Origin of the sequence: Paraburkholderia lebeckiae (genome assembly GCF_050436225.1) — a bacterium.
Taxonomy (GTDB): Bacteria; Pseudomonadota; Gammaproteobacteria; order Burkholderiales; family Burkholderiaceae; genus Paraburkholderia; species Paraburkholderia tuberum.
Genome location: NZ_JBNDLU010000002.1, coordinates 1,649,597 through 1,672,060 on the forward strand (window position 1 = coordinate 1,649,597; position 22,464 = coordinate 1,672,060).

19 protein-coding genes are annotated in these 22,464 nt (G+C 66.4%); 12 read left to right on the forward strand and 7 right to left on the reverse strand.

Translation table 11 applies throughout. The features are described 5' to 3' along the window. Nucleotides 1-33: 33 nt before the first annotated feature. Nucleotides 34-1,479: an NAD-dependent succinate-semialdehyde dehydrogenase gene (locus OKW45_RS22270; RefSeq protein WP_018417787.1), complete on the reverse strand. Its 1,446-nt coding sequence runs from the start codon at nt 1,477-1,479 to the stop codon at nt 34-36. Nucleotides 1,480-1,772: 293 nt separating this feature from the next. Between OKW45_RS22270 and OKW45_RS22275 the strand changes: the two genes are divergently transcribed. The 5 genes from OKW45_RS22275 to OKW45_RS22295 all read left to right on the forward strand — a co-directional run bounded on the left by OKW45_RS22275 (nt 1,773) and on the right by OKW45_RS22295 (nt 6,590). After that, a complete protein-coding gene (locus OKW45_RS22275) occupies nt 1,773-1,976 on the forward strand; it encodes a cold-shock protein (protein WP_007181784.1) in 204 nt (67 codons plus the stop codon). Nucleotides 1,977-2,012: 36 nt separating this feature from the next. After that, nucleotides 2,013-2,423 carry a hypothetical protein gene (locus tag OKW45_RS22280; RefSeq protein ID WP_429471158.1) on the forward strand — a complete coding sequence of 137 codons (411 nt, stop codon included), beginning with the start codon at nt 2,013-2,015 and terminating at the stop codon, nt 2,421-2,423. Between the two features lie 381 nt (nt 2,424-2,804). Then, nucleotides 2,805-4,226 (forward strand): hopanoid biosynthesis associated radical SAM protein HpnJ, encoded by a 1,422-nt coding sequence (hpnJ, locus tag OKW45_RS22285; RefSeq protein WP_018417789.1) that lies wholly within the window; start codon nt 2,805-2,807, stop codon nt 4,224-4,226. Continuing rightward, nucleotides 4,223-5,383, forward strand: coding sequence for a bacteriohopanetetrol glucosamine biosynthesis glycosyltransferase HpnI (gene hpnI, locus OKW45_RS22290; protein ID WP_429471160.1), 1,161 nt, complete (start codon nt 4,223-4,225; stop codon nt 5,381-5,383). Before hpnJ ends, hpnI (OKW45_RS22290) begins: the two co-directional genes overlap by 4 nt. Nucleotides 5,384-5,528: 145 nt before the next feature. Next, nucleotides 5,529-6,590 (forward strand): lysylphosphatidylglycerol synthase domain-containing protein, encoded by a 1,062-nt coding sequence (locus OKW45_RS22295; RefSeq protein ID WP_429471162.1) that lies wholly within the window; start codon nt 5,529-5,531, stop codon nt 6,588-6,590. Nucleotides 6,591-6,607: 17 nt separating this feature from the next. Here the strand turns inward: OKW45_RS22295 and OKW45_RS22300 are convergent, their stop codons facing one another. Both OKW45_RS22300 and OKW45_RS22305 read right to left on the reverse strand, forming a co-directional pair. Beyond that, entirely contained in the window at nt 6,608-8,011 is a 1,404-nt protein-coding gene (locus tag OKW45_RS22300; protein WP_018417792.1) for an ATP-binding protein, read from the reverse strand. Further along, nucleotides 8,008-8,667 carry a response regulator gene (locus tag OKW45_RS22305; protein WP_018417793.1) on the reverse strand — a complete coding sequence of 220 codons (660 nt, stop codon included), beginning with the start codon at nt 8,665-8,667 and terminating at the stop codon, nt 8,008-8,010. The genes OKW45_RS22300 and OKW45_RS22305 overlap by 4 nt, the downstream gene beginning before the upstream one ends. A 382-nt stretch (nt 8,668-9,049) precedes the next feature. On the opposite strand from OKW45_RS22305, the gene OKW45_RS22310 reads away from it, so the two are divergent. From OKW45_RS22310 to hpnK, 3 genes are read left to right on the forward strand one after another with little or no spacing between them, the layout of a single operon-like run. Continuing rightward, on the forward strand, nt 9,050-9,400 hold the full coding sequence (locus OKW45_RS22310; RefSeq protein WP_018417794.1) for a hypothetical protein: 351 nt from the start codon (nt 9,050-9,052) through the stop codon (nt 9,398-9,400). 19 nt (nt 9,401-9,419) lie between these two features. Beyond that, nucleotides 9,420-10,685 carry a bacteriohopanetetrol glucosamine biosynthesis glycosyltransferase HpnI gene (hpnI, locus tag OKW45_RS22315; RefSeq protein WP_018417795.1) on the forward strand — a complete coding sequence of 422 codons (1,266 nt, stop codon included), beginning with the start codon at nt 9,420-9,422 and terminating at the stop codon, nt 10,683-10,685. After that, the gene (gene hpnK / locus OKW45_RS22320; protein WP_429473342.1) at nt 10,685-11,515 is read left to right on the forward strand and encodes a hopanoid biosynthesis-associated protein HpnK; all 831 of its coding nucleotides are present in this window, start codon (nt 10,685-10,687) and stop codon (nt 11,513-11,515) included. The genes hpnI (OKW45_RS22315) and hpnK overlap by 1 nt, the downstream gene beginning before the upstream one ends. A 40-nt stretch (nt 11,516-11,555) precedes the next feature. On the opposite strand, the gene OKW45_RS22325 is transcribed toward hpnK, so the two are convergent. The 3 genes from OKW45_RS22325 to OKW45_RS22335 are packed head-to-tail and all read right to left on the reverse strand — an operon-like array spanning nt 11,556 to nt 17,138. Continuing rightward, nucleotides 11,556-14,615: an efflux RND transporter permease subunit gene (locus OKW45_RS22325; RefSeq protein WP_429471164.1), complete on the reverse strand. Its 3,060-nt coding sequence runs from the start codon at nt 14,613-14,615 to the stop codon at nt 11,556-11,558. Continuing rightward, nucleotides 14,612-15,736, reverse strand: a complete 1,125-nt coding sequence (locus OKW45_RS22330) for an efflux RND transporter periplasmic adaptor subunit (protein WP_429471166.1) — start codon at nt 15,734-15,736, stop codon at nt 14,612-14,614. The genes OKW45_RS22325 and OKW45_RS22330 overlap by 4 nt, the downstream gene beginning before the upstream one ends. Further along, entirely contained in the window at nt 15,726-17,138 is a 1,413-nt protein-coding gene (locus OKW45_RS22335) for a TolC family protein (RefSeq protein ID WP_429471168.1), read from the reverse strand. The genes OKW45_RS22330 and OKW45_RS22335 overlap by 11 nt, the downstream gene beginning before the upstream one ends. A gap of 221 nt (nt 17,139-17,359) precedes the next feature. On the opposite strand from OKW45_RS22335, the gene OKW45_RS22340 reads away from it, so the two are divergent. The 3 genes from OKW45_RS22340 (at nt 17,360) to OKW45_RS22350 (ending at nt 20,377) form a co-directional block, all read left to right on the forward strand. Then, on the forward strand, nt 17,360-18,022 hold the full coding sequence (locus OKW45_RS22340; RefSeq protein WP_429355643.1) for a response regulator: 663 nt from the start codon (nt 17,360-17,362) through the stop codon (nt 18,020-18,022). Further along, nucleotides 18,019-19,383 carry an ATP-binding protein gene (locus OKW45_RS22345; protein ID WP_429471171.1) on the forward strand — a complete coding sequence of 455 codons (1,365 nt, stop codon included), beginning with the start codon at nt 18,019-18,021 and terminating at the stop codon, nt 19,381-19,383. Before OKW45_RS22340 ends, OKW45_RS22345 begins: the two co-directional genes overlap by 4 nt. A gap of 91 nt (nt 19,384-19,474) precedes the next feature. After that, on the forward strand, nt 19,475-20,377 hold the full coding sequence (locus OKW45_RS22350) for a ProQ/FinO family protein (RefSeq protein ID WP_429471173.1): 903 nt from the start codon (nt 19,475-19,477) through the stop codon (nt 20,375-20,377). Between the two features lie 27 nt (nt 20,378-20,404). On the opposite strand, the gene OKW45_RS22355 is transcribed toward OKW45_RS22350, so the two are convergent. After that, nucleotides 20,405-21,754, reverse strand: a complete 1,350-nt coding sequence (locus tag OKW45_RS22355) for a TAXI family TRAP transporter solute-binding subunit (protein WP_018417803.1) — start codon at nt 21,752-21,754, stop codon at nt 20,405-20,407. Between the two features lie 209 nt (nt 21,755-21,963). Here OKW45_RS22355 and OKW45_RS22360 point away from each other — a divergent pair, with 209 nt between their 5' ends. Next, nucleotides 21,964-22,425: a DUF2946 domain-containing protein gene (locus tag OKW45_RS22360; protein WP_018417804.1), complete on the forward strand. Its 462-nt coding sequence runs from the start codon at nt 21,964-21,966 to the stop codon at nt 22,423-22,425. Nucleotides 22,426-22,464: the final 39 nt, after the last annotated feature.

Here is a 22,464-nt window from a genome sequence, read left to right on the forward strand (position 1 = left end):
CGGCGCCGTTCCCGAAGCGCGTGATTGGCGTGATTAAACCGACATCACCGTGACCGCCTTGGTGACGAGGTAGGCTTCCATCGCCTCCGGGCCGCCTTCCGAGCCGTAGCCGGAATCCTTGACGCCGCCGAACGGCATTTCCGGCGTCGGCGTGGCAGGCTGGTTGATCCACAGCATGCCGACTTCCATGCGCTGCGACAGCAGATGCACGTTGGCGAACGACTTCGTATACGCATAGCCGGCGAGGCCGAACGGCAGGCGGTTTGCTTCGGCGATCGCTTCTTCGAGCTTGTCGAAGCCGCGAATCGCGGCGACCGGGCCGAACGGCTCGTTGTTGAACACGTCGGCTTCGAGCGGCACGTCGGTCAGCACGGTGGCCGCGAAGAAGTTGCCTTCGGTACCGACGCGCTCGCCGCCCGTCGCGACCTTCGCGCCGGTCTTGCGGGCGTCGTCGACGACCTTGGCCATCGCGCTCAGACGGCGCGAGTTGGCGAGCGGCCCGAGCGTCGTGCCTTCGGCGAGACCGTCGCCGAGCTTCAGGCTTTCAGCGTGCTTGACGAGCGCCGCGGCGAACTCTTCGCGGATGCTGTTGTGCACGAGAAAACGCGTCGGCGAGATGCAGACCTGGCCCGCGTTGCGGAACTTCGCGGCGCCGGCTGCCTTGACCGCGAGCGCGACGTCGGCGTCTTCCGCGACGATCACCGGCGCGTGGCCGCCGAGCTCCATCGTCGCGCGCTTCATGTGCGAGCCGGCCAGCGCCGCGAGCTGCTTGCCGACCGGCGTCGAGCCCGTGAACGTGACCTTGCGGATCACCGGATGCGGGATCAGGTAGCTCGAGATTTCAGCCGGATCGCCGAACACGAGGCCGACCGTGCCGGCCGGCACGCCGGCTTCGACGAAAGCCTGCAGCAGCGCCGCCGGCGACGCCGGGGTTTCTTCCGGCGCCTTGACGAGGAACGAGCAGCCGCAGGCGAGCGCCGCCGACAGCTTGCGCACGACCTGGTTGACCGGGAAGTTCCACGGCGTGAACGCCGCGACCGGGCCGATCGGCTCCTTCAGCACCTGCGACTGCGCGGCAAGGTTGCGCGACGGCACGATGCGGCCATACACGCGACGACCTTCGTCTGCGAACCATTCGATGATGTCCGCGGCGGCCAGCACTTCGCCGCGCGCCTCGGCGAACGGCTTGCCCTGTTCCTGCGTCATCAGGCGGCCGATGTCCGCGGCGCGCTCACGCACGAGGGCGGCGGCACGGCGCATGATGGTTGCGCGCTCGTTGGCCGGCACCTTCCGCCAGGCTTCGAAGCCGCGCTGCGCGGCTTCGAGCGCGCGGTCCAGATCGGCGATGCCGGCATGCGCGACCTTGCCGATGGCCTGGCCGGTCGCGGGGTTGATCACGTCGAGGGTCTTGCCGCTGGCGGCGTCGCACCATTCGCCGTTGATCAGAAGACGGGTATCGGTATAGCTCGAGATGGCCATGCTGGGTTCCTGTGAGTGGGAAAACAACTGGCCGCGCGGACGTGCGGCACGAGGCGCCATTCCTGCGCGGCCATGAATGAATTGCCGATACCATTTATCTTATCTGATTGCGGGCAATCGCACCGGGCGCGGCCCGCAGGCGCCCGGTTGCGGCATGCGGCTTGCTGAGGCTTGGCACCGGAGCGATTTTGCGGGCCGTGCCGGGGCGCCGCGTCAGCGCTGCACGAAACGCTTGCAGGACGCAGCACTTCATCCATTCAACCGCTACTACAGCGCATCACGAGGACATCGCCATGCCAACCGGAACAGTGAAATGGTTCAACGACGCAAAGGGCTTCGGCTTCATCACTCCCGATGACGGCGGCGAAGATCTGTTCGCCCATTTTTCGGAGATTCGATCCGAAGGTTTCAAGTCGTTGCAGGAAAACCAGAAAGTCAGCTTTGAAATCAAGCAGGGGCCGAAAGGCAAACAGGCTGCCGACATCAAGCCCGTGTGACGCCGGCCGGGCGGCTCATCCGCATGCGAGGCAACCATGGATAAGGACGCCGCCTACGCGGAGATCGAGCGCAATGGCGGCGCCGCCTATGCGAAAAACTTCGCCGCGCGCTATCCCGACGAACCGCTGACGCCGTTCTGTCATCGCTATCTGTTCGAGCAGGCGCAGCGTGACGACGCGGCGCATGAGGCGGCCGCCGCCACGCACGACGACGAGCGCGGTTTCGCGCTGAGGTCGCTCGCGCGCATGGAGGCGTCGTCGCATATCGCGCAGGCGGCGGCGAGCGCGTCGCGCGACGCTGCGGCCGCCGCCCACACGTCGGCGCGCTCGGCGCGGCGCTCGGCCTTCTGGACCATGATCGCCGCGCTCGCGTCGGCGCTCGGCGTAGTGGTAAACGTGGCCCTCAATCTCGGCTGGCTCGAATGGGCGAGGCATATCGCGCGATGAGCGACGCGTCGGGCCGAGCGTTCGCGCCCGTGAAGGTGGCGTGAATCGGCGGCGCCGGCGGCGCTCGCCCGCACGCCACGCGACAACCTATCCATTTACCACACCGATACGACATCGATGCGACACGATTGCACGAACTCATCGATTACACAAATCGCCTCATCGGAGCATGCCGCGCGCGGTCTGAACGCAGTATTATTCTTCAGGTTTCCTTCAGCTTTGCTCCGTACTATTTGCGCCACTGCCCGTGGCCTTTCCGGACCGCGGCCGTCGCTACGTGCAGGTCGAACACAGGCTTTCCCGACCTGCATTCGGGCAATGGAACAGAATAGATTCCCTACTGAAAACCGAAAGCGCCTATAAAGGCTTGCTGGAGCATCCATGAAAACTCTGTTCTTGCAGGCGCCGTCGTACGACGGCTTCGATGGTGGCGCGGGTTCGCGCTATCAGGCCAAGCGTGAAGTTCGCTCGTTCTGGTATCCGACGTGGCTCGCCCAACCCGCGGCACTGGTTCCCGACAGCCGCGTGCTCGACGCCACGGCAGACGGCCTGTCCGTCGACGCCGCCCTCGACATCGCCTCGCAATACGAGCTGGTGGTGATCCACACCAGCACACCATCCTTCCCGACCGACGCGCTGTTCGCCCAGGACCTCAGGAAGCGCAAGCCGTCGCTGCTGATCGGCATGGTCGGCGCGAAGGTCGCGGTCGATCCGCATAATTCGCTGACCGCGACCGAGGCCATCGACTTCGTGTGTCGCGAGGAATTCGATTTCACCTGCAAGGAAATCGCCGAAGGCAAGCCGTTCGCACAGATCCTCGGCTTGAGCTATCGCACCCCCGACGGCTCGATCGAGCACAACGAATCGCGCCCGATCCTCGAGAACATGGACGAGCTGCCGTTCGTCGCGCCGATCTACAAGCGCGATCTGACCATCAAGAACTACTTCAACGGCTACCTGAAGCATCCGTATGTGTCGCTCTATACCGGCCGCGGCTGCCGCTCGAAGTGCACGTTCTGCCTGTGGCCGCAAACGGTCGGCGGCCATCGCTATCGGGTGCGTTCGGTCGAGAACGTGCTCGAGGAAGTCAAGTGGATTCGCGACAACATGCCCGAAGTCAAGGAGATCATGTTCGACGACGACACGTTCACCGACTTCAAGCCGCGCGCCGAAGAAATCGCGCGAGGCATGGGCAAGCTGGGGGTCACGTGGTCGTGCAACGCGAAGGCCAACGTGCCTTACTCGACGTTGAAGATCATGAAGGACAACGGCCTGCGCCTGCTGCTGGTCGGCTACGAGTCCGGCGACGACCAGATCCTGCTGAACGTCAAGAAGGGCCTGCGTACGGACATCGCGCGGCGCTTCGCGCAAGACTGCCGCACCCTCGGCATCAAGGTGCACGGCACCTTCATTCTCGGTCTGCCGGGTGAAACGCCGGAGACGATCCAGAAGACCATCGAGTACGCGAAGGAGATCAATCCGCTGACGATCCAGGTGTCGCTCGCCGCGCCGTACCCGGGCACTACGCTCTATAACCAGGCGGTCGAGAACGGCTGGCTCGCGGAGAACAAGGTGATCAATCTCGTCAGCAAGGAAGGCGTGCAGTTGGCGGCGATCGGCTACCCGCATCTGTCGCGAGACGAGATGTACCACCAGCTCGAAAACTTCTATAAACGCTTTTATTTCCGGCCGTCGAAGATCTGGGAGATCCTGCGCGAAATGCTGACGAGCTGGGACATGATGAAACGGCGCCTGCGCGAAGGCGTCGAATTTTTCCGCTTTCTGCGCGCGCACGAGGCGTGAGCGCCGCACACCTCGCCGCCGTCACGCTCGCGTACGCGTGCGCGGCGGCGACCGTTGTCGGCATCGGCTACACCGTGCTCGCGAGCGCGCTGATCGGGCGCTTCTTCGCGAGGGATGTAGCCGAACCCTCCAGCTTTCCACCCATTACGGTCATCAAACCGTTGCATGGCAACGAGTGGGCGTTGCTCGACAATCTGTCGAGCTTCTGCGCGCAAAATTATCCCGGGCCCGTGCAATTCCTGTTCGGCGTGCATGACTGCGCCGATCCCGCGCTGCAAACCGTCAACCAACTGCGGCGTCTCCATCCTCAGGCGGACATCACCGTCGTCGCCGATGCGCGTCTGTACGGCCCGAACCGCAAGATCAGCAACATCCTCAACATGCTGCCGCAGGCGCGCCACGACGTGCTCGTGTTCGCTGACAGCGACGTGTGCGTCGGCCCGGACTATCTGCGCAACGTGATCGGCGAATTGCAGCAGCCGGGCGTCGGGCTCGTCACCTGCGCATATCGCGGCCAGCCCGATCCGGGTTTCTGGCCGCGGCTGTCGGCGATCGCAACCAACTACCAGTTCCTGCCCGGCGTCGTCACCGGACTCGCGCTCGGGCTCGCGCGGCCGTGCTTCGGCCAGACCATCGCGATGCGGCGCGACACCTACGAGCGGATCGGCGGCTTCATGCCGTTCGTGCAGCATCTGGCCGAGGACTACGAGATCGGCGCGGCGGTGCGCGCGGCGGGCGAGCAGGTCACGATTCCGCCGTTCGCAATCACGCATGCGTGTGTCGAAGCGAGCGCCGCACAACTCGTGACGCACGAACTGCGCTGGAGCCGCACGATTCGCCGCATCGATCCGCTCGGACACCTCGGCACGGCGCTCGTGCATCCGTTGCCGTTCGCGCTGCTCGCGCTCGCGTGCTCGGGCGGCGCGCCGTGGGCGTGGCTGCTTGCGGCAGTGACGGTGCTCGCGCGTCTCGCGTTGAAGTGGCGCGCGGATCGGGCGTTGCGTCAGCGCTGCCGCGATCTGTGGCTTCTGCCGTTATGGGATATCGTATCGTTTGCGATTTTCGTCGCGAGCTTCCGCTCGTCGCGGGTGATCTGGCGGGGCTTCAGCTTCAAGGTCGACGGCGATGGGCTGCTGTCGGCGGCGCAGGACGAATGACGAACGAACGGCAGATTGGGCTGGCAATGAACGAAGAAGCTTCGAACGGGCGAAATGGGAGCGCCCTGGAGACGCATGGCAGCGCCCCGGCGACACGCGGCGTGCGGCGCATCACGTATACCGAAGTCGTGTGCGAGGTGCCCGCATGATGAAGCATCTGGGCCGCGCGGCTGCGCTCGCGGGTTTGCTGATCTCTTTGTGGCTCGTTTGGCGCGAAGATCCGCACGCGGTGCTCAGCGCGTTGCGCGCGGCTGGCGCGGGCCTCGTGGTGGCCGCGCTCGCGCATGTGCTGCCAATGATCGCCAACGCGTGCGACTGGCGCTCGCTGATTCGCGGCGCGAACCGCCCCAGCTTCGGCAGGATGCTGCATCTGGTGTGGGTGCGCGAATCGGTCAACTCCATGCTGCCGGTCGCGCGGATTGGCGGCGAACTCGTGTCGTTCCGTATGTTCAAGCGCTGGGGCGTCAGGCCGTCGACAGCGGTGGCCAGCACCATCGTCGACATGCAGCTGACCGTGATCAGCCAGTTGATGTTCACGATGGTCGGCATTGGTTTTCTGTTCGCCAATGCGCAATCGGGCGCGCTGCGGCTCGCCGGCCAGCTCGCGTGGGGCGTGGTCGCGTTGACGCCGGTGCTGTTGCTGTTCGGGCTCGTCCAGCATGCCAATCCGTTCGAGCGCATCACGCGCGTGGCGAACCGCGTGACGAGCGGCAAGCTAACCGCGCTGGTCGGCCAGTCCGCGCAGATCGATCAGTCGATCAAGGTGATCTGGCGCCGCCGCGCGGTCGTGCTGCGCTATCTGTTCTTCTGGCAGCCGCTGCAATGCGTGCTGACCTCGCTCGAAATCTGGCTCGCGCTGTATTTCCTCGGCGCGCGGGTGACGCTCGTCGAGGCGATCGTGATCGAATCGCTGATCCAGGCGGTCAGCAGCGCCGCGTTCTTCGTGCCGGGCGGTCTGGGCGTGCAGGAGGGCGCTTTCGTACTGATTGGCGGCGCACTGGGGCTCGACCCCGCCACCTGTCTCGCGCTCGCGGCCGCGCGGCGAATTCGCGATCTGCTGATATTCGTGCCGGGCCTGATCGCGTGGCAGCTGTTCGAAGCGTCCGGCAGCGCGCGGCCGCATGCCGCACCGCACGGCGTGCGCGCCGAACTGACCAGGCAGCGTTCGGGCGTCGCTGACGCGAACCGGGGCGGCGAGCGGCGCTGAGCGATTGGCGCGCGCCTTCAGTGCGTCGCGCGATAGGCCGGAAAAGACACCCTCACCGCAAGCCCTTGGTCCCCAATCCCGGCGCCTAGCTGCAGACTCGCGCCGAAATGCTCGGCGATCCGCGCAACGATCGACAAACCCAGCCCGCTGCCGGTCGCCTGATTGCCGGTCGCGCGGAAAAAGCGGTTCGTGAGCCGCGCGAGATCGTCCGGCGCGACGCCGGGGCCGTCGTCGCGCACGATCAGCTGCACCTGCTCGTCGGCATGGCGCACCGCCACTTCGACAGTGCCGCCCGTGCGTCCGTACTTGATCGCGTTATCGAGCAGATTGTCGAGCAGGATGCCGATCAGCACGGGCTCCGCGTCGATCTCGGCGAGCATGTCGCCGACCAGCTTCACATTGATGTGCTTCTGTTGCGCATTGCGCCTGTTCGCGAGCAGCGTATCTTTCGCGATCGCCGCCGGCCTCAGCGGCTCGGTGGGCAGCTTCTCCTGCACGTCTAGCCGCGCGAGCAGCAGCAGTTGCTCGGCGAGCCGCGCGCTGCGATCGACGCCTTGCACGACGCGCTCCATCGCGAGCCGCTGCAGCGCGATATCGGGCTCGGCGAGCGCGACCTGCGCCTGTACCTTGATCGCGGCGAGCGGCGTCTTCAGTTCGTGCGCGGCATCGGCGGTGAAGGCGCGCTCGAGCTCGCGCGCATGGTGCAGACGCGCCAGCATCTGGTTGATCGCGTCGACGAGCGCGCGCACCTCGAGCGGCGTGCGGCCGATGCCGACCGGTTCCATGCGGTTGATGTCGCGCGAACGGATCGCGGCCGACAACACCTTCAGCGGCGCGAGACTCCAGCCGATGCTGAGCCACACGAGCACCGCGAGCACTGGCAGCGCGATCAGCGTGGGCCGCGCGATGCGGCTCGCGACACCGCTCACCAGATCGCTGCGGGTGTTGGCCAGTTCGAACACACGCACGCAGTGACCGAGCGCCGTTTCGCGCAACGTGAACGAGTGATAGAGCTGACCGCCCAGCGTGACGTCCTGCGCGCCGCTCGCGGGCGGCAACGGCAAATCCCACGCGGCGAGCGCATGCAGTTGCGGGCTGCCCGCCAGAATGGCGCCGTTGGCCGCGCGCACCTGGAAGAGGGCGTCGCGCGGCAGCGTGTCGTCGTCGTCGAGAACGCTCGCGCCGGGCTCACCGCCTCTCTCTTCTTCGCGCACGTCGATGCGCGCATTGGCGAGCGTCATCAGATTGCTCGAATCGAGCAGCGCGAGCATCTGCGCGAGTTCGGCGAGACGCGCTCGTTCCCACGCGGCGACTTCGTGGCTCGCCTGCCGGTAGCTCGACACGAGCGCACCGCCCCATACGATCGCGATGCTGGCGAGCACGAGCAGCACGAGGCGCCGCCGAATCGACGGACCGATCATTCTTTCTCCATCACATAGCCGATGTTGCGCACGGTCTTGATCAGGCTTGCGCCGAGCTTCTTGCGCAGGTTCGACACGTGCACCTCGATCGCATTGCTTTCGATTTCTTCCTGCCAGCCGTACAGGCTTTCTTCGAGCCGCGAGCGCGACTGAGGAATGCCGAGATTGGTCAGCAGTTGCAGCAGAATCGCCCATTCGCGCGACGTGAGCGGCACGCGCGCCTCGTCGATCTGCACCGTTTGCGCGGCCGGATTCACTGTCAGATTCTGGTAACGAATCAGATCGATACTGCGACCTTGTGCGCGGCGCAACAGCGCGCGGCACCGCGCCACCAGTTCGGTGAGATCGAACGGCTTGCCGAGATAGTCGTCGGCGCCCGCTTCGAGTCCGCCGACGCGATCGACGACCGTGCTTTTTGCGGTCAACACCAGCACCGGCACGTCATTGCCGACGTCGCGCACGCGTTTGAGCAGTTCCGTGCCGCTCACGCGCGGCAGGCCGAGGTCGAGTACCACCAAGGCATATTGAGTCGTGTCGAGCGCGAGGCCGGCCTTGTGGCCGTCGCGTGCCCAGTCGACTGTGAAGCCGGCCTGGCGAAGGCCCGCCTCGACACCGCAGCCGATGAGCTCGTCGTCTTCTACGAGGAGTAAGCGCATGAGGCAAATATTCCATTGTGGGGCTTTATTGCATAACGTCGAGCATTATGATGCAAGCGACATTGATGCACATAGACGAACAATCTGCCGCGTTCCGAAGTGTGACCACGCCGTTCGTTAGCCGCTTTATGCCATGCGCGTGCTTAAGGTTTCCTTCAGCTTGAATCGATACCATCGACGCGCTATAAATGGTCGTCGCAGATCGTGATGCATGTGCGAGACCAGGTTGTCGTCAGACCATCGCAACCTGATCGTAAGGACTTCGATGGAGCGACGCGCGAGGCATTCTTTATGCTGGTTGATGGCGTCGATGGACGATCTCGACGAGTCCCGCCCATTGCCAGCATCCGGTCGGGCCGCAAGGCCGCGCACAAGGCACGTTATGAAGCGAGTCACCATCGACATGCTACGAGCCCATCTGCTAGTCGCGTCTCTGACGGCCGCAGCCACCGAAGCGCTGCTGTGCATCGCGTTGCCGGTACTGCCCGTCCCTGACGCTTTTTTCGCTTCGGCATCGTTCAGGCTATTCGCGCTCGCGCTGATCATCGGCGGCGTGGTGATCGCGCGCGAATTTGCCGAGGTCGCCTTCGAGGTCGCGGTGCGGCGCGACTACGCGATTCGCGCTGCTGTCGGCGCATCGCCCGCGGTGATCGCAGCGAATTGTCCGCGCCGGTGGCTCGTCGTGCTTCATCTGCGGCTAACGGGGCAACCTTTCGTGCTGGCCGGGCACTGACGGACACGGACGACACACAATGGCGGCGCACGCGTTGATGGCATGTCAATGGCTTCTGTTAGCCGCCTGCGTTAGTGCTTCGATCTATACGGTAGCCGCCGCGCTCGCCATGCCGTTTTTCACCGCCCGACATAAATCGAACCATCATGGGGGCAGGGCCGTCACTCGTGCGCTCAGCCGTTCGCTGATGGATTCGCTCGATTGCCCAACCGGGCCGTTCGCGCAGGTCGGCGTCAGCGTGCTGAAGCCGCTGTGCGGCGCCGAGCCGCGTCTCTACGAAAATCTGCGAACCTTCTGCGAACAGCGACATCAGCATTTTCAACTGGTGTTGGGTGTGTCGTCGCCGCACGATCCCGCCATCGCGGTGGTGCGCCGTTTGCAGGCCGCCTATCCGAAGTGCGACATCGAGCTTGCAATCGACACACGCGTACACGGCAGCAATCTGAAAGTCAGCAACCTGATCAACATGGCGGCACGCGCGCGCCACGACGTGATCGTGATCGCCGACAGCGACATCGCGGTCGACTCGGACTATCTCGACAGCGTCGCCGCGCCGCTCGCGGACCCGAACGTCGGCGTGGTCACGTGCCTGTACGTCGCGCGCGGCGTCGGCGGTTTCTGGCCGCGTGTCGGTGCGCTGTTCATCAACGAGTGGTTCGCGCCCTCGGTGCGGGTCGCCCATGCGATGGGCTCGCGCCGCTTCGGCTTCGGCGCGACGCTCGCGTTGCGGCGCGCGACGCTGCAGCGCATCGGCGGCTTCGAAGCGCTGAAAAACTGCCTCGCCGACGACTACTGGCTCGCCGAGCACGTGCGCGCGCTCGGTCTGCAAACCGTGCTGTCGCGCGTGATGGTCGCGACCGACGTGATCGAGCCGACCTTCGCGGCGCTGTGGCAGCGCGAAACGCGCTGGCTGCGCACGATCCGCTCGGTCAATCCGCCGGGCTTCGTGTCGCTGCTGATCACGTTCCCCACGCCGTGGCTGTTGACGAGCGCGGGGCTGACCGTGTCGCTAGCGACGTGTGCTCACGCGCCTTTCGCGGCGGTGGTCGCGAGCGCGTCGGCCACCGCGGTCTGCGTTGGCGCGCGCCTGCTGCTGCACCTGCGCGCGGCACGCCGCGCGCGCACGTTCTGGCGCGATCTGCCGCTGGTGCCGTTGCGCGATACGCTGCTCGCGCTCCAGTGGCTCGTCAGCGCGTTCGGTTCGCACGTCGTGTGGCGCGGCGAGCGGATGCAGCTCGGCACGCCCTCCGCCGAGCGCAGCGGCCGGCTGGACAGCCTCACGTGATGGAGAGCGCAAAACCCAGCCCGCCGCGCGGACTGATCACCACCGCCGACGATTTCGGTCTACATCAGCGCGTCAATATCGCGGTCGAGCGCGCGCATCGCAACGGTGTGCTGCGCGCCGCGAGTCTGATGGTCGGCGCGCCGGCCGCCAAAGACGCGGTCGCGCGCGCGCGTATGCTGCCGGAACTGCGCGTGGGCCTGCATCTGGTGCTGGCCGACGGCGCCGCGCTGGCGCCGCGCGAGCAGGTCGCCGCGCTGCTCGACGAGAACGGCCGCTTCGGCAGCAACATGGTGCGTGACGGTATGCGCTTCTTTTTTCTGCCGCACGTGCGCCGGCAGCTCGCGCACGAAATTCGCGCGCAATTCGAAGCCTTCGCCGCGACCGGCCTTACGCTCGACCACGTGAACACGCACAAGCATTTTCATCTGCATCCGACGGTGCTCGGCCTGATCGTCGACATCGGCCGCGACTACGGCATGAAGGCGATGCGTTTGCCGTTCGAACCGAACGCGCCGCTGTGGCTGCGGCCGTGGATCGCGCACGTGAAGACGCGGCTCGAACGCGCGGGGATCGCGCACAACGACTACGTGGTTGGCATCGCGGCGAGCGGGCGCATGGATGAGGCGACCTGGCTCGCCGCGCTCGCGAATCTGCCGCATGGTGTCGGCGAAATCTACTGTCATCCGGCGCTGGCCGGCGACGCGCTGAGCGACGGCATGCACGACTACCGGCATGCCGACGAGTTGCAGGCGCTGCTGTCGCCACGGGTGGCCGCCGCGATCCGCGCGCTTGGGGGGCGGCTCGGCGGGTTCGCGGATGTGCTTGAGTAGCCCCATGCCTGGCGAAACGCGGAACACACTTTGGCCACGCTCACACCGGCTGCTTTTTCATCAGCAGCTTCAGCAAAGCCGGCAGCAGCAACAGCACGAGCGGGAACTGCACGATCAACCCCGAAATGATCGCGATCGCGAGCGGTTGCTGCATCGCCGAGCCTTGCCCCAGCGCGAACGCGAGCGGCAGCAGCGCGAGGATCGCGGCGATCGTCGTCATCGCGATCGGTCGCAGACGGTTGCGGCCGGCGGCCTGCAACGCGTCGTCGAAGGGCATCTCGTCGTCGCGCACCAGCGCCTGCAATTCCGACACATAGAAGATCGCGACCTCGGTCACGATACCGATGATCATCGTCATGCCCATCATCGCGGAGATGTTCAACTCGATGCCGGTGATCCACAGGCCGATGAACACCGCGCCGGCCGCGAGCAGCGGCATCGCCAGCACCGCGAGCGCGACGCGCAGGCGCTCGTACAGGAACAGCAGGAGGCCGAACACGAGTGCGATTGCGGCGCCGAATACGGTTAGCAGACCCTTGAAGGCGATCTGCTGTTGCTGGTACAGACCGCCGAGCTCGTAATAGACGCCCGACGGCAGCAGGTTCGCATCGCCGAGCGCCTTCTGCACGTCGGCGATCGTCGAGCCGAGATCGCGCCCGTCGATGCGCGCGGTGACCGCGACCATCCGCTTCAGATTCGAGCGGCTGATCTCGGGCTGACCGGTGACGCTCACGCGATCGGCGACGCGCTTCAGCGCGAACAGATGTCCGTCCGGCGCGCGTATCTGTAGCTGACCGAGTTGCGTATCGGTCATCTGGCGCGCGCCGTTCACGCGCACGCGCACGCCGACCGTTTTCGGGCCGCTCTGGAACTGCGTCGCGACATTGCCTTCGAGCATATCGGTGACGGCCTGCGCGATCGCTTGCGGGTCCATGCCTTCGGCCGCGGCTGCGGCGGGCAGAATGTGCAGTTCGATCGCGTCGCCGGCGGGATTGATGCCGTCGTTCACGTCGACGATGCCCTGAATCTGGCCGATGCGCGCGGCCACCTTGCGCGCGGTGGTGTCGAGCGTGTGCGGGTCGTCGGAGAAGATCTTGATCTGCACCGGCTGCGGCACGGCGGTCAAATCGCCGATCAGGTCTTCCATCAGCTGCGCGAGCTCGATGCTGACGCCCGGCACCTGCGTGTCGATCTGCGAGCGGATTTCTTCCATCACAGTGTCGATCGGCTCGCGTTTGCCGGACTTCAGCCGCACGAAGAAGTCGCCCTTGTTCGGCTCGTTCAGATCGCCGCCGAGACCCGCGCCGGTGCGGCGCGAATAGGTCGCGACGTTCGGGTTCGCGCGCACGATCTGCTCGATCTGCTTCATCAGCCGGTCCGTTTCGGTGATCGACGTGCCCGGCTGCGTGTGATAGTCGAGCACGAAGCCGCCTTCGTCCATGCTCGGCATGAAGCCGCTGCCGACGCGCGTGAACGCGAACGCCGCAACGACGATCAACGGCACGACGCCGAGCAGCACGAGCGGCGGCCTCGCGATCACACGCCCGACCGTCACCGCATAGCGCCGGTTCAGCCACGCGGCGAAACGTGTTTCCTGGTGCTCCTCGGCGTCTTTGGGCTTCAGCCAGTGGTCGCACAGGATCGGCACCGCGAGCCATGTGACGAGGAACGAAATGAACAGCGCGCTCGCCATCGTCAGCGACAGCGCCTTGAAAAAGGCCCCCGTCACGCCCGACAGAAAGGCGAGCGGCACGAAGATGATCAGCGTCGCCGCCGACGAACCCGCGAGCGGTCGCGTGAATTCGAGCGCCGCGGCCATCACGCGGCCGTGGAACGCGCGCGCGCCGGCTTCGCGCATGCGCCGCACGATGTGCTCGATCATCACGATCGCGTCGTCGATGACGAGGCCTACCGCGGCCGCCATACCGCCCAGCGTCATGATGTTGAAACCCATGCCGAACACGTCGAGCAGCAGGATCGTCGCGGCCATCACGACCGGCACCAGCGCGACCGCGATCGCGGTGATCTTCCAGTTGCGCAGGAACACAAACAACGTCAGGGCCGCGAGCACGATGCCGATCATGATCGCGTCGCGCACGCTGGTGGCCGACGCGATCACGAGTTCGCTCTGGTCGTACCAGTTCGACAGATGCACGCCCGCGGGCATCTGCGGCTCGAATGCCGCGATCTTCGCGCGGATCGCGCGCGCCATCGCGACACTGTTGGCGCCGGGCTGCTGGTACACGTTCAGTAGCACCGCATCCTGACCATCGGCGGTGACGCGCATCCATTGCGGCACCACGCCCTGGCTCACCGTCGCGACGTCGCCGAGACGGATCTGCGCGCCGTTCGCATTGCCGTTGGCGGCCACGACGACGTTGCGCAGTTCGTCGAGCTGCGTGATCGTCGAGTTCGTGACGACGAGGTACAGCTTGTCGTGATCCTCGATGCGGCCGTTCGCCATCAGCACGTTGCTCGCGCCGATCGCCTTCGATACATCGGCGAGCGAGAGCTTGTACGCGGCGAGGCGGGCGGGATCGACCGCGACTTCGAACTCGTCCTGCGCGCCGCCGGTCACCTCGACGCGCGCGACTCCTTCCACCGACGACAGCAGCGGCCGCATCTGGAACTGCGCGAGATCGCGCAGTGCGGACAGCGACTGCCGCGTCGAGGTGAGGCTGTACGCGAGCACCGGAAACACGGTCGGGTCCATGCGCCGCACGTGCATTGTCGTGCCGGGCGGCAGCGTCGTGAGAATTTCGCTGATCGCCGATTGCGCCTGCAACGTCGCCTGCGCCATGTCGGTGCCCCAGTCGAAGTTCAGCGAGATCTCCGCGGCGCCGCGGCTCGTCGTCGATGCGACGTCGCGCACGTTCGGCACGCGGCGCAGCGCTTCCTCGACCGGCATCGTGACGAGCGTCGTCATCTGCTCGGCGGGGCGGTCGCCCGCGTCGAGCGACACGACCGCGCGCGGAAACGCGACGTTCGGAAACAGCGAGATCGGCAGACGGAATGCGCTCAGCGCGCCGGCTATCGCGAGCAAGGCGATGACGAACAGCAGCGAGCGTCGATGCGTCTGCATCCATTGACCGAAGTTCATCGCGCGCCATCCCCGCCGGCGCGTACCGCCATGCCGTCTTTCAGCTCGTAGTTGCCGCTGCTCACGACGCCGAGCATGGGGTCGAGCGGACCGTCGACGCCGTAGCGCTCGCCGTTTTCGACCGCGATGCTCACCGCGACGCGGCGCGCCTTGTTTTGCGGGGTGATCTGGAACAGGTATGCGTGCTGGCCATCCCGCAGCACGGCCGCGCGCGGCACGATCCAGTGCGTGCCGGTACGGGTCGCGATGTCGCCAGAAACGCGCGTGCCGGGGATGAACGGCGTCTGCGCGAGCGGTACTGTCGCGCCGATGTTGACCAGTTGCGATTGCGGATCGATCGCGGCTCCGACGAGCACCACGCGGCCTTCGATCGACGTCTGCGCGAGTGCCGTGGACAGGCCGTGCAGCGTGACGATGTCGCCGGGATGGATCGAGGCGGCGTCGGCGGGCTCGACGCCGAGCGTCACGTTTGCGCGCGCGTCGCGGCTCGCGCCACTCGCGAGTTGCAGAATCGCCGCGCCGGCCTGCACCTGGTCGCCTTGTGCCGCCGATAGCTGCAGCACCACGCCGTCGAACGGCGCGGTCACGACCTTGTTGCCGCTCGTGATGCCGGTCTGATTCTGCGCGGCGAGCGCTTCGCGCGCATCGTCGACGGCCTTGCTCGCGCTGGCGAGCTGCGATTGCGTCGCGAGCCCCTTGTCGTACAGCGACCGGGTACGCACGAGTTCGCCTTGCGCGAGTGTCAGCGCGCTTCTCGCCTGGGTTGCGGCAAGCACGGCGGCAGGATCGGCCTGCACGACAAAGAGTGGCGTGCCGCGTTTGACGGTCTCGCCCGCCTGCACGCGCATCTGCACGATACGCGACACGTAGGGCAGGTTGATTGTCGTCAGGTTCGACGCGGTGGCCGCGACGATCCCGAAGCCGCGCACCGGCTGCGCGATTGCGGCGCGCTGCAACCGCACGGTCTGTACCGCGACCGACGGTTGAGCTCCGCTGGCGGCGTTGTCGTCCGCACGAACCGGATGGACCGATGCATACAGCAGGATCGCGCAAGCGAGCGGCGCGGCGACGGCCGCAACGCGCGGCCGCGGATGCCGCGATGAGAATAGGCTATTTCGCATGAGTGTCGATGAAAGTCTGAGCGGAAGAGAAAGCATCGGGAATCGCGCTGCCGAGCAGCGCCTGCAAGCCGATGCGTTGTTCGGCGAGCGCTTCGCGCAGCGTCGCGACGTCGATGCGTTTCGCGAGCGCTGCGCTTTGCGCATCGGTGTATGCGCCGAGCACGAGGTTGTGTTCGGCGTAGGCCGCCGCGGCTTCGCGCGCGGCGCGCTCGACGCCGGGCAGCGCGGCTTCGGTCTGCTGCAATTGGCGCGCGAGAATCGCGCTGTCTTCGCGTAGCCGGGCGACGTCCGCATACGCCTGGTTCAGGCGGGTCTGGTACTCGTCGCGAAGCCGCTGGCGGGTCGCTTTTTCGATCGCGACGTTGCCCTGGTTGCGGTTGAAGATCGGCAGACTCAGGTTGACCTGAAAGCCGCTCGTGTAGATGTTCGACGTGTCGCGCGCGCGCACGAAGCCGACCGACAGACTCGGGAACTGGCTCAGAATCGCCGCGCGATATTTCTGCTCCTGCGCTTCGTAGCCTGCCTGCAGCGCGATCAGATCGGGGCGGCGGCGGGCGAGTTCGGCGAGCGCTGAGTCGAGTGTGGCATCGGGGAGCGGCGCGACGTCATCGTCGCTGCCCGATTGCAATTGCAATTGCACGTCGGGCGCGAGGCCCAGCAACGCATTCAGATCGTGATGGGTTTGCGCGGCCGCGCGCTCGGCGTCGGTGTATTGCTTGCGTGCGTCGCCGTAGGCGAGCAGCGCGGCGGTGAGCGTATCGTCGGTCAGATTGCCAGCGGCGCGCGCCGCGGCCATGCGCTCGTAGCGCGTGCGCGCGAGATCGCGCTGCTGTTGCAACAGCGGCAGCGTGCGCTGCTGGAAGCAGCGCTTCACGAACAACTGCCGCGCTTGCGCGACGACCTGCCATTCCTGCCAAAGCAGGCCGAGATCGGTCTTCGCGAGCGTCGCGTCGGCGGACTGTTTATTCGCGCTGCGCAGCACGATCGCCATCACGTCGATGCTGAGGCCATAATTGAACGCGCGCGTGGTGCCGGCCGCGCCTGGATAATCGCTCGACACGCTCAGTTGCGGATCGGGCAGCAGACCCGCCGAATAAGCCTGCGCGCCGGCAATCCCGAGATCGTCGCGGGCCAGCTTCAGATCGGGGTTGTTGGCGACCGCGAGCATCGCGACTTCATCGATGTCGAGCCCGTCGGCGGGATCGAAACGATGCGCGGCCAGTTCGGGCAGCGGCATGCTGGCGGGATAGATGCGGATCCGTTCGAGCGATCGCGCTGACGTCGAGGTGTCCTGCGGCGCGAGCGGCTCGCGGTGATAGGTCGCGCAGCTACTCATCAGCAGCACGCACAACGGCATCAGTGCGCGCCGACGCAGCGCCGCGACGGGATGGAAATCAGGCAAAATCCGGCTCCTGCGAATCATCGAAAGGGGCGAGCGACTCGCGAACGAGGCCTCGCAGAGAGGGCTGATTGTCCGCAGCGCGCGCTTAAGACAGGCTTAACGTCGAATCGCGCGACCCGGGCCGTGCGAAATCGACGCGTCATCAGTACCCCGTAAGGGTTCGTTAAGCTGCCGCGGTCGATAATGCGGCGGCCAAAACCGCACGAAGGAGAGGAGAGGCCATGCGCCTGCTACTGGTCGAAGACGACGACATGATCGCGGAATCGGTGCTGGGCGCGATGCGCCGCGCCGGCTACGCGATCGACTGGGCCGAGGACGGCCGCGCGGCGGAACTGTCGCTCGATAACGGCGTGTACGACCTCGTGCTGCTCGACCTCGGCCTGCCGAAAAAAGACGGCATCGACGTGCTGAACGCGTATCGCCGCAACGGCGGCGCGGCGCCCGTGATCATCCTGACCGCGCGCGACGCGGTCGACGAACGCATCCGCGGTCTCGATGCCGGCGCCGACGACTACCTGATCAAGCCGTTCGATCTCGACGAACTGGCCGCGCGCATTCGCGCGCTGCTGCGCCGGCGCACCGGCCAGAAGCAGCCGGTCTACAGTCACGGCGAACTGACGCTCGACCCCGCCGCGCATGAAGTGACCAAGGACGGCATGCCGCTGCCGCTGGTGCCACGCGAATTCGCGTTGCTGCAGGCGCTGATCGAGGAGCCGACCCGCGTGTTCACGAAGGCCGAGCTCGAAGAAAAGCTGTACGGCTGGGGCGAGGAAGTCGGCAGCAATACGATCGAAGTGCATGTGCACAGTCTGCGGCGCAAGATCGGCGCGGACCAGGTCGTGACCGTGCGCGGGGTCGGCTACCGCCTGAAGAGGTGCGGATGACGTCGATTCGCCGCTGGCTGCTCGGCTGGCTGATCTTCGGCATGGCGGCGGCGTCGATGGTCGCGGCTTTCGCGATCTTCCATACCGCGCGGCGCGAGGCGAGCGAGCTGTTCGACTACGAACTGCGCACCGTCGCGCTGTCGCTGCCGTCGGCGCTGAGCGGCGCGGGCAGCCGCGAGCGTCGCAACCCCGACCTCGGCGATCTCGCCGACGACCGCATCGTCATCGAAATCTGGGACCGCGGCGGTACGCTCGTCTATCGCTCCGCGCGGGCGCCGGTGTTCGAGCGTCTGCCGCCGGGCTTTCACACAGTGCCGCGCGGCGAATACCACTGGCGCATCTTCGGCGTAGCGCAGACAGACCGCTACGTGCAGGTCGCGCAACCGGTCTCGGTGCGCGAAGAACTCGCGTTGCATCTCGCGCTGCACACGCTGTGGCCGCTCGGCGTGCTGCTGCCAGTGACGATCGCGCTGGTGCTGCTGGTGGTCGCGCGCGGCCTCGCGCCGATCGGCGGGCTGTCGCGCGCCCTCGCGACGCGTTCGATCGATTCGCTCGAACCGCTGCGGCTCGACGGCAACCTGCCGGTCGAAATCCGGCCGCTCGTCGAAGCGCTGAACGATCTGCTGCAACGGTTGCATACGGCGTCGCAGGCGCAGCGCACGTTCATCGCCGATGCCGCGCACGAGTTGCGCTCGCCGCTCGCGGCGCTGAAGCTGCAACTGCAGGCGGCGTCGCGCGATGGATCGCTGAGGGGCGAGGGGCAGACGCTCGAGCGCGTCGAAAATCGGGTGAACCGGATCATCCACCTCGTGCAGCAACTGCTGACGCTCGCACGCGAAGACGCGCAGCCGGTCACGTCGACGGTGCCGGTCAGCCTGCGGCGCATCGGCGAGCAGGCGGTCAGCGATTGTTCCGTGCTCGCGGAGTTGCGCGAGATCGATCTCGGCCTCGAATGCGAACACGCGCGCACACCGAACGACGCCTATACCGTGCTCGCGGAGCCGCACAGTATCAGCGTGTTGTTAGCGAACCTGATCAATAACGCAATCCGTCATACGCCGCCGGGCGGTCGCGTCGACGTGGTGCTGCGACGCACGGGCGAGGGCGTGGGCTTCGAGGTCGTCGACAGCGGCTCGGGAATTCCGGAGGCGGAGCTCGAACGCGTGTTCGACCCTTTCTATCGCGGCGAGGAGTCGAAGGGCGAGGGCAGCGGGCTCGGTCTCGCGATCGTCGCGCGGATCGCCGAGCGGCATCAGCTCGGCCTGTCGCTGAGCAACAATGTCGGGGCGCCCGGTTTGCGGGTGTCGGTCACGGGGCTGCGCGCGCCCGCCGCCGACGCGCCCGTCACGGCCGCGAATTGACGATCGCCACTGCGGCTCGGGGTTGTCACAAGAACGTGAGCGCACGCTGCTACAATCTCGTTTTTACAGATCGACAGATTGGTTGTGCACTATGGGTTTCGAACAACTCGCTGAACTGAAGAAGCAACTGGCCGCGGCGCGCGCCGCCGCAGAGTCCGCCGGCAAGCCCGATCGCAAATCGGCCGCGCGCCCCGCTTCGAAGGCCGCTGGCAAGCCCGCTTCAAATTCAGGGGCACAACCTGGTTCACATGCCGACCGTGGCGCCAATCCGGGCACGAAGCCCGGTGGCCGGCCCGGCGCGAAGCCGGCCGCAAAGGGCGGCGCTCGCCCGGACGGTAAGCTGGGCACGCGCGCCGGCCGCCCGCAGCCGGCGCGCCACACCGAGCCCGCCAGGCCGGCGGTGGACGCCAAGCCGGTGGACCCGGTGGTGCGCTCGATCGGTCGTCTGCAAAAACGTTTCCCGGTCGCCTTCCCGAAGAATCCGGCCCCGAAGCTGGCGCTGAAGATCGGCATTTTCGAAGACCTCGTCGTGCATGCGAAGGAGCTGTCGCTGAGCGAAGCCGAACTGCGCGACGCGATCAAGACGTGGTGTCGTGGCGGACGCTACTGGAAGAGCCTCGTCGAAGGCGCGGCGCGCGTCGACCTGGCGGGCGTCGAAGCCGGCAAGGTCACGGCGCAGGAAGCGGCGGGTGCTCAGCGCCTGCTCGCGCATCGCGCGGCGAAGGCCGCGCAGAAGACCGCCACCGCGACGGCAAGCGCGAATGCGCCGACCGATGCAGGTACACCGGCCGAAGGCGCGGCCGCTAAAGAGTCGCAGGCCGAAGCAGCGGTAGCGGCAGTCGCGGAACAAGCGGCCCGCCAAGCGGATGCCGCTGCTGCGTCGCCGGAAGCCGTAGCGGCGGATGCCGCCGGGGGCGCGGACACGCAGGCGCAGACCAGCGCGCAACACGAACCGCAAGCCACCGCTCCCGCCTCGCCCCCCTCCCAAGCCTAACCTTGGCACAGCCCGTCATGGCCTTGATCACGAGGCCATGACGGGCGGCGCAGCCGTCAACCGGCTGCGCACGAATCCCACATGCTCGCGCAGCACGTAAAACGCATCCGCATACGCGAGCGGCATGCGCAGGTGGCTCAGCGCCGCCTCGATCTCATCCAGTTGCCCCAGTAGCTGCGTGCGCTCCTCGTCGGTTGCGCCGGCGAGCGCGTGCCGCTCGATCGCGATCAGCGAACCGTAATAACGATAGATGCGCGAGCGCACCCGCCACCGGTACAGCGCCGGAATCACGCGCATGGCGGGCACCAGCAGCACGGCGACCGGCAACAGCAGGAAGAGCGTACGATCGCCGATACTCGCGAGCCAGAAAGGTAGCGTCCGATACAAAAAGCCCTTGCCGGTCCGGTAATAGCGCTGCGCGTCTTCGCTGATCGGATATTCGTGCTCGACCGGGTTCGGGAACTGGCCGGCGTGCTGCAACAGGCCCGCGGCGCCGTGCACTTCCTGCGCCGCCTCGATCAATAGATCCGAAATCGCCGGATGCAGCGTGCTGCGCGCGACGAGTTCGACCGTCGGACTAATCAGGTGGACGGTCTCGGGCGGAATGCGCCGCTTCAGATCGAGCACGCCGGGCGGCAAGTCGATCTGGTCGAGAAACGGAAAGACGCGTGTATAGGCGCTCGCTTCGTCGAAATTCATCACCGAGATGCCGGGTACGCGCAACAGCCGCAGCATCAGGCCGCGCGTTGCCGAATCGCCGCTCAGAATCGCCGCGTCGACCTCGCCGGCAACCAGCTGCGTGGCGGCCTGCAGGCCGTCGCTCGGCACTAGCGTGGTGGCGCCGCCGGGCTCGATGCCGTTCGCCGCGAGCAGTTGCAGCGCGAGCAGCCGGGTGCCGCTGCCTTCGCGGCCGACCGCGATCCGCTTGCCTTCGAGCTGCGCCAGTTGCGTGAGCGCCGCGCCGCGATAGAACACGACGATCGGCACGTAGAACACGCTGCCGAGCGACACCAGCGACGAAGTATCGAGCCCTTCGGCCACCCCGCCCTGCACGAGAGCGATATCGACGTGCTGCGTCGGATCCAGCAGCCGCTGCAGGTTCTGCACGGAACCTTGGGATTCGAGCACGTTCAGGCGGATGCCGTTGCGCGCGAGGATCTTGCGGTACTGGTTCGCGGTAACGACGAAGGAGCTGTCGCGCGGGCCGGCGCTGATCGTGATCGTGCGCGGCGGCGCCGGATTTGCGATCCAGATGATCAGCACGATCGCGAACGCGATCAGCAGCGCCGTGATGAAGTAGGGCAGCAGGTGCTCGCGCCATTCGGCGCGCGTTGGTTCGGCGGGAAAGTGCGGAGGCCGCGGACGCTGCGCTTTCATGAAGACTCCGTGCGGGAAGCCAGGTGAAGGCATTGTCGCCTGTGCGGGGCGGCTTTGCCGTCGACGGTTCGCTCTATTGACCTGGCGCGCGGGGGTCGACGAAACCTGCCACCCACGGCCGAAGAATAACGACGTACATGGCATAATTTGCCGCAAATCGCGGTCTGCCAGTAGTGGACTGCAAAAACTCGCGGCGTGGCGCTGAACGCATGTTGAATCGTTGGCATCGGAAGATCGGCAGTTGGCTGGGATTGCTCGCGATCCTGCTGACGACGCTCGCGCCGACCATCTCGCAAACGCTCGCCGCCCATTATCGCGCCGACGCGATGATGGGCGGGCATTGCCAGATGACGTCGATGGACGACACGGCGTCGATGCCAGGCATGCGGATGCAGGACGACACGCCCGACACCACCCAGCCCACCGCCAACCCGCCCGACGACTCCGCCACGCCTGCCAGCCATGCCGGCGCAAAGCACGCCCAGATGTCCGGCGATGCCTGCGGCTATTGCAGCCTGCTCGCGCATCTGCCAGTGATGCCGAGCGTCGGCATGCTGTTCGTCGCCGCGGTCCGTGCGCGCCAGCATACGGCCGCGGTGCGCTTCGACAGCGTGCGCCGCGTCGAACCGCCGAGCTTCGCGCAGCCACGCGCCCCACCTTCCGCCTGCTGATCCGAATTCGTTACGACGCGATGCGCGAACCCGCATCGC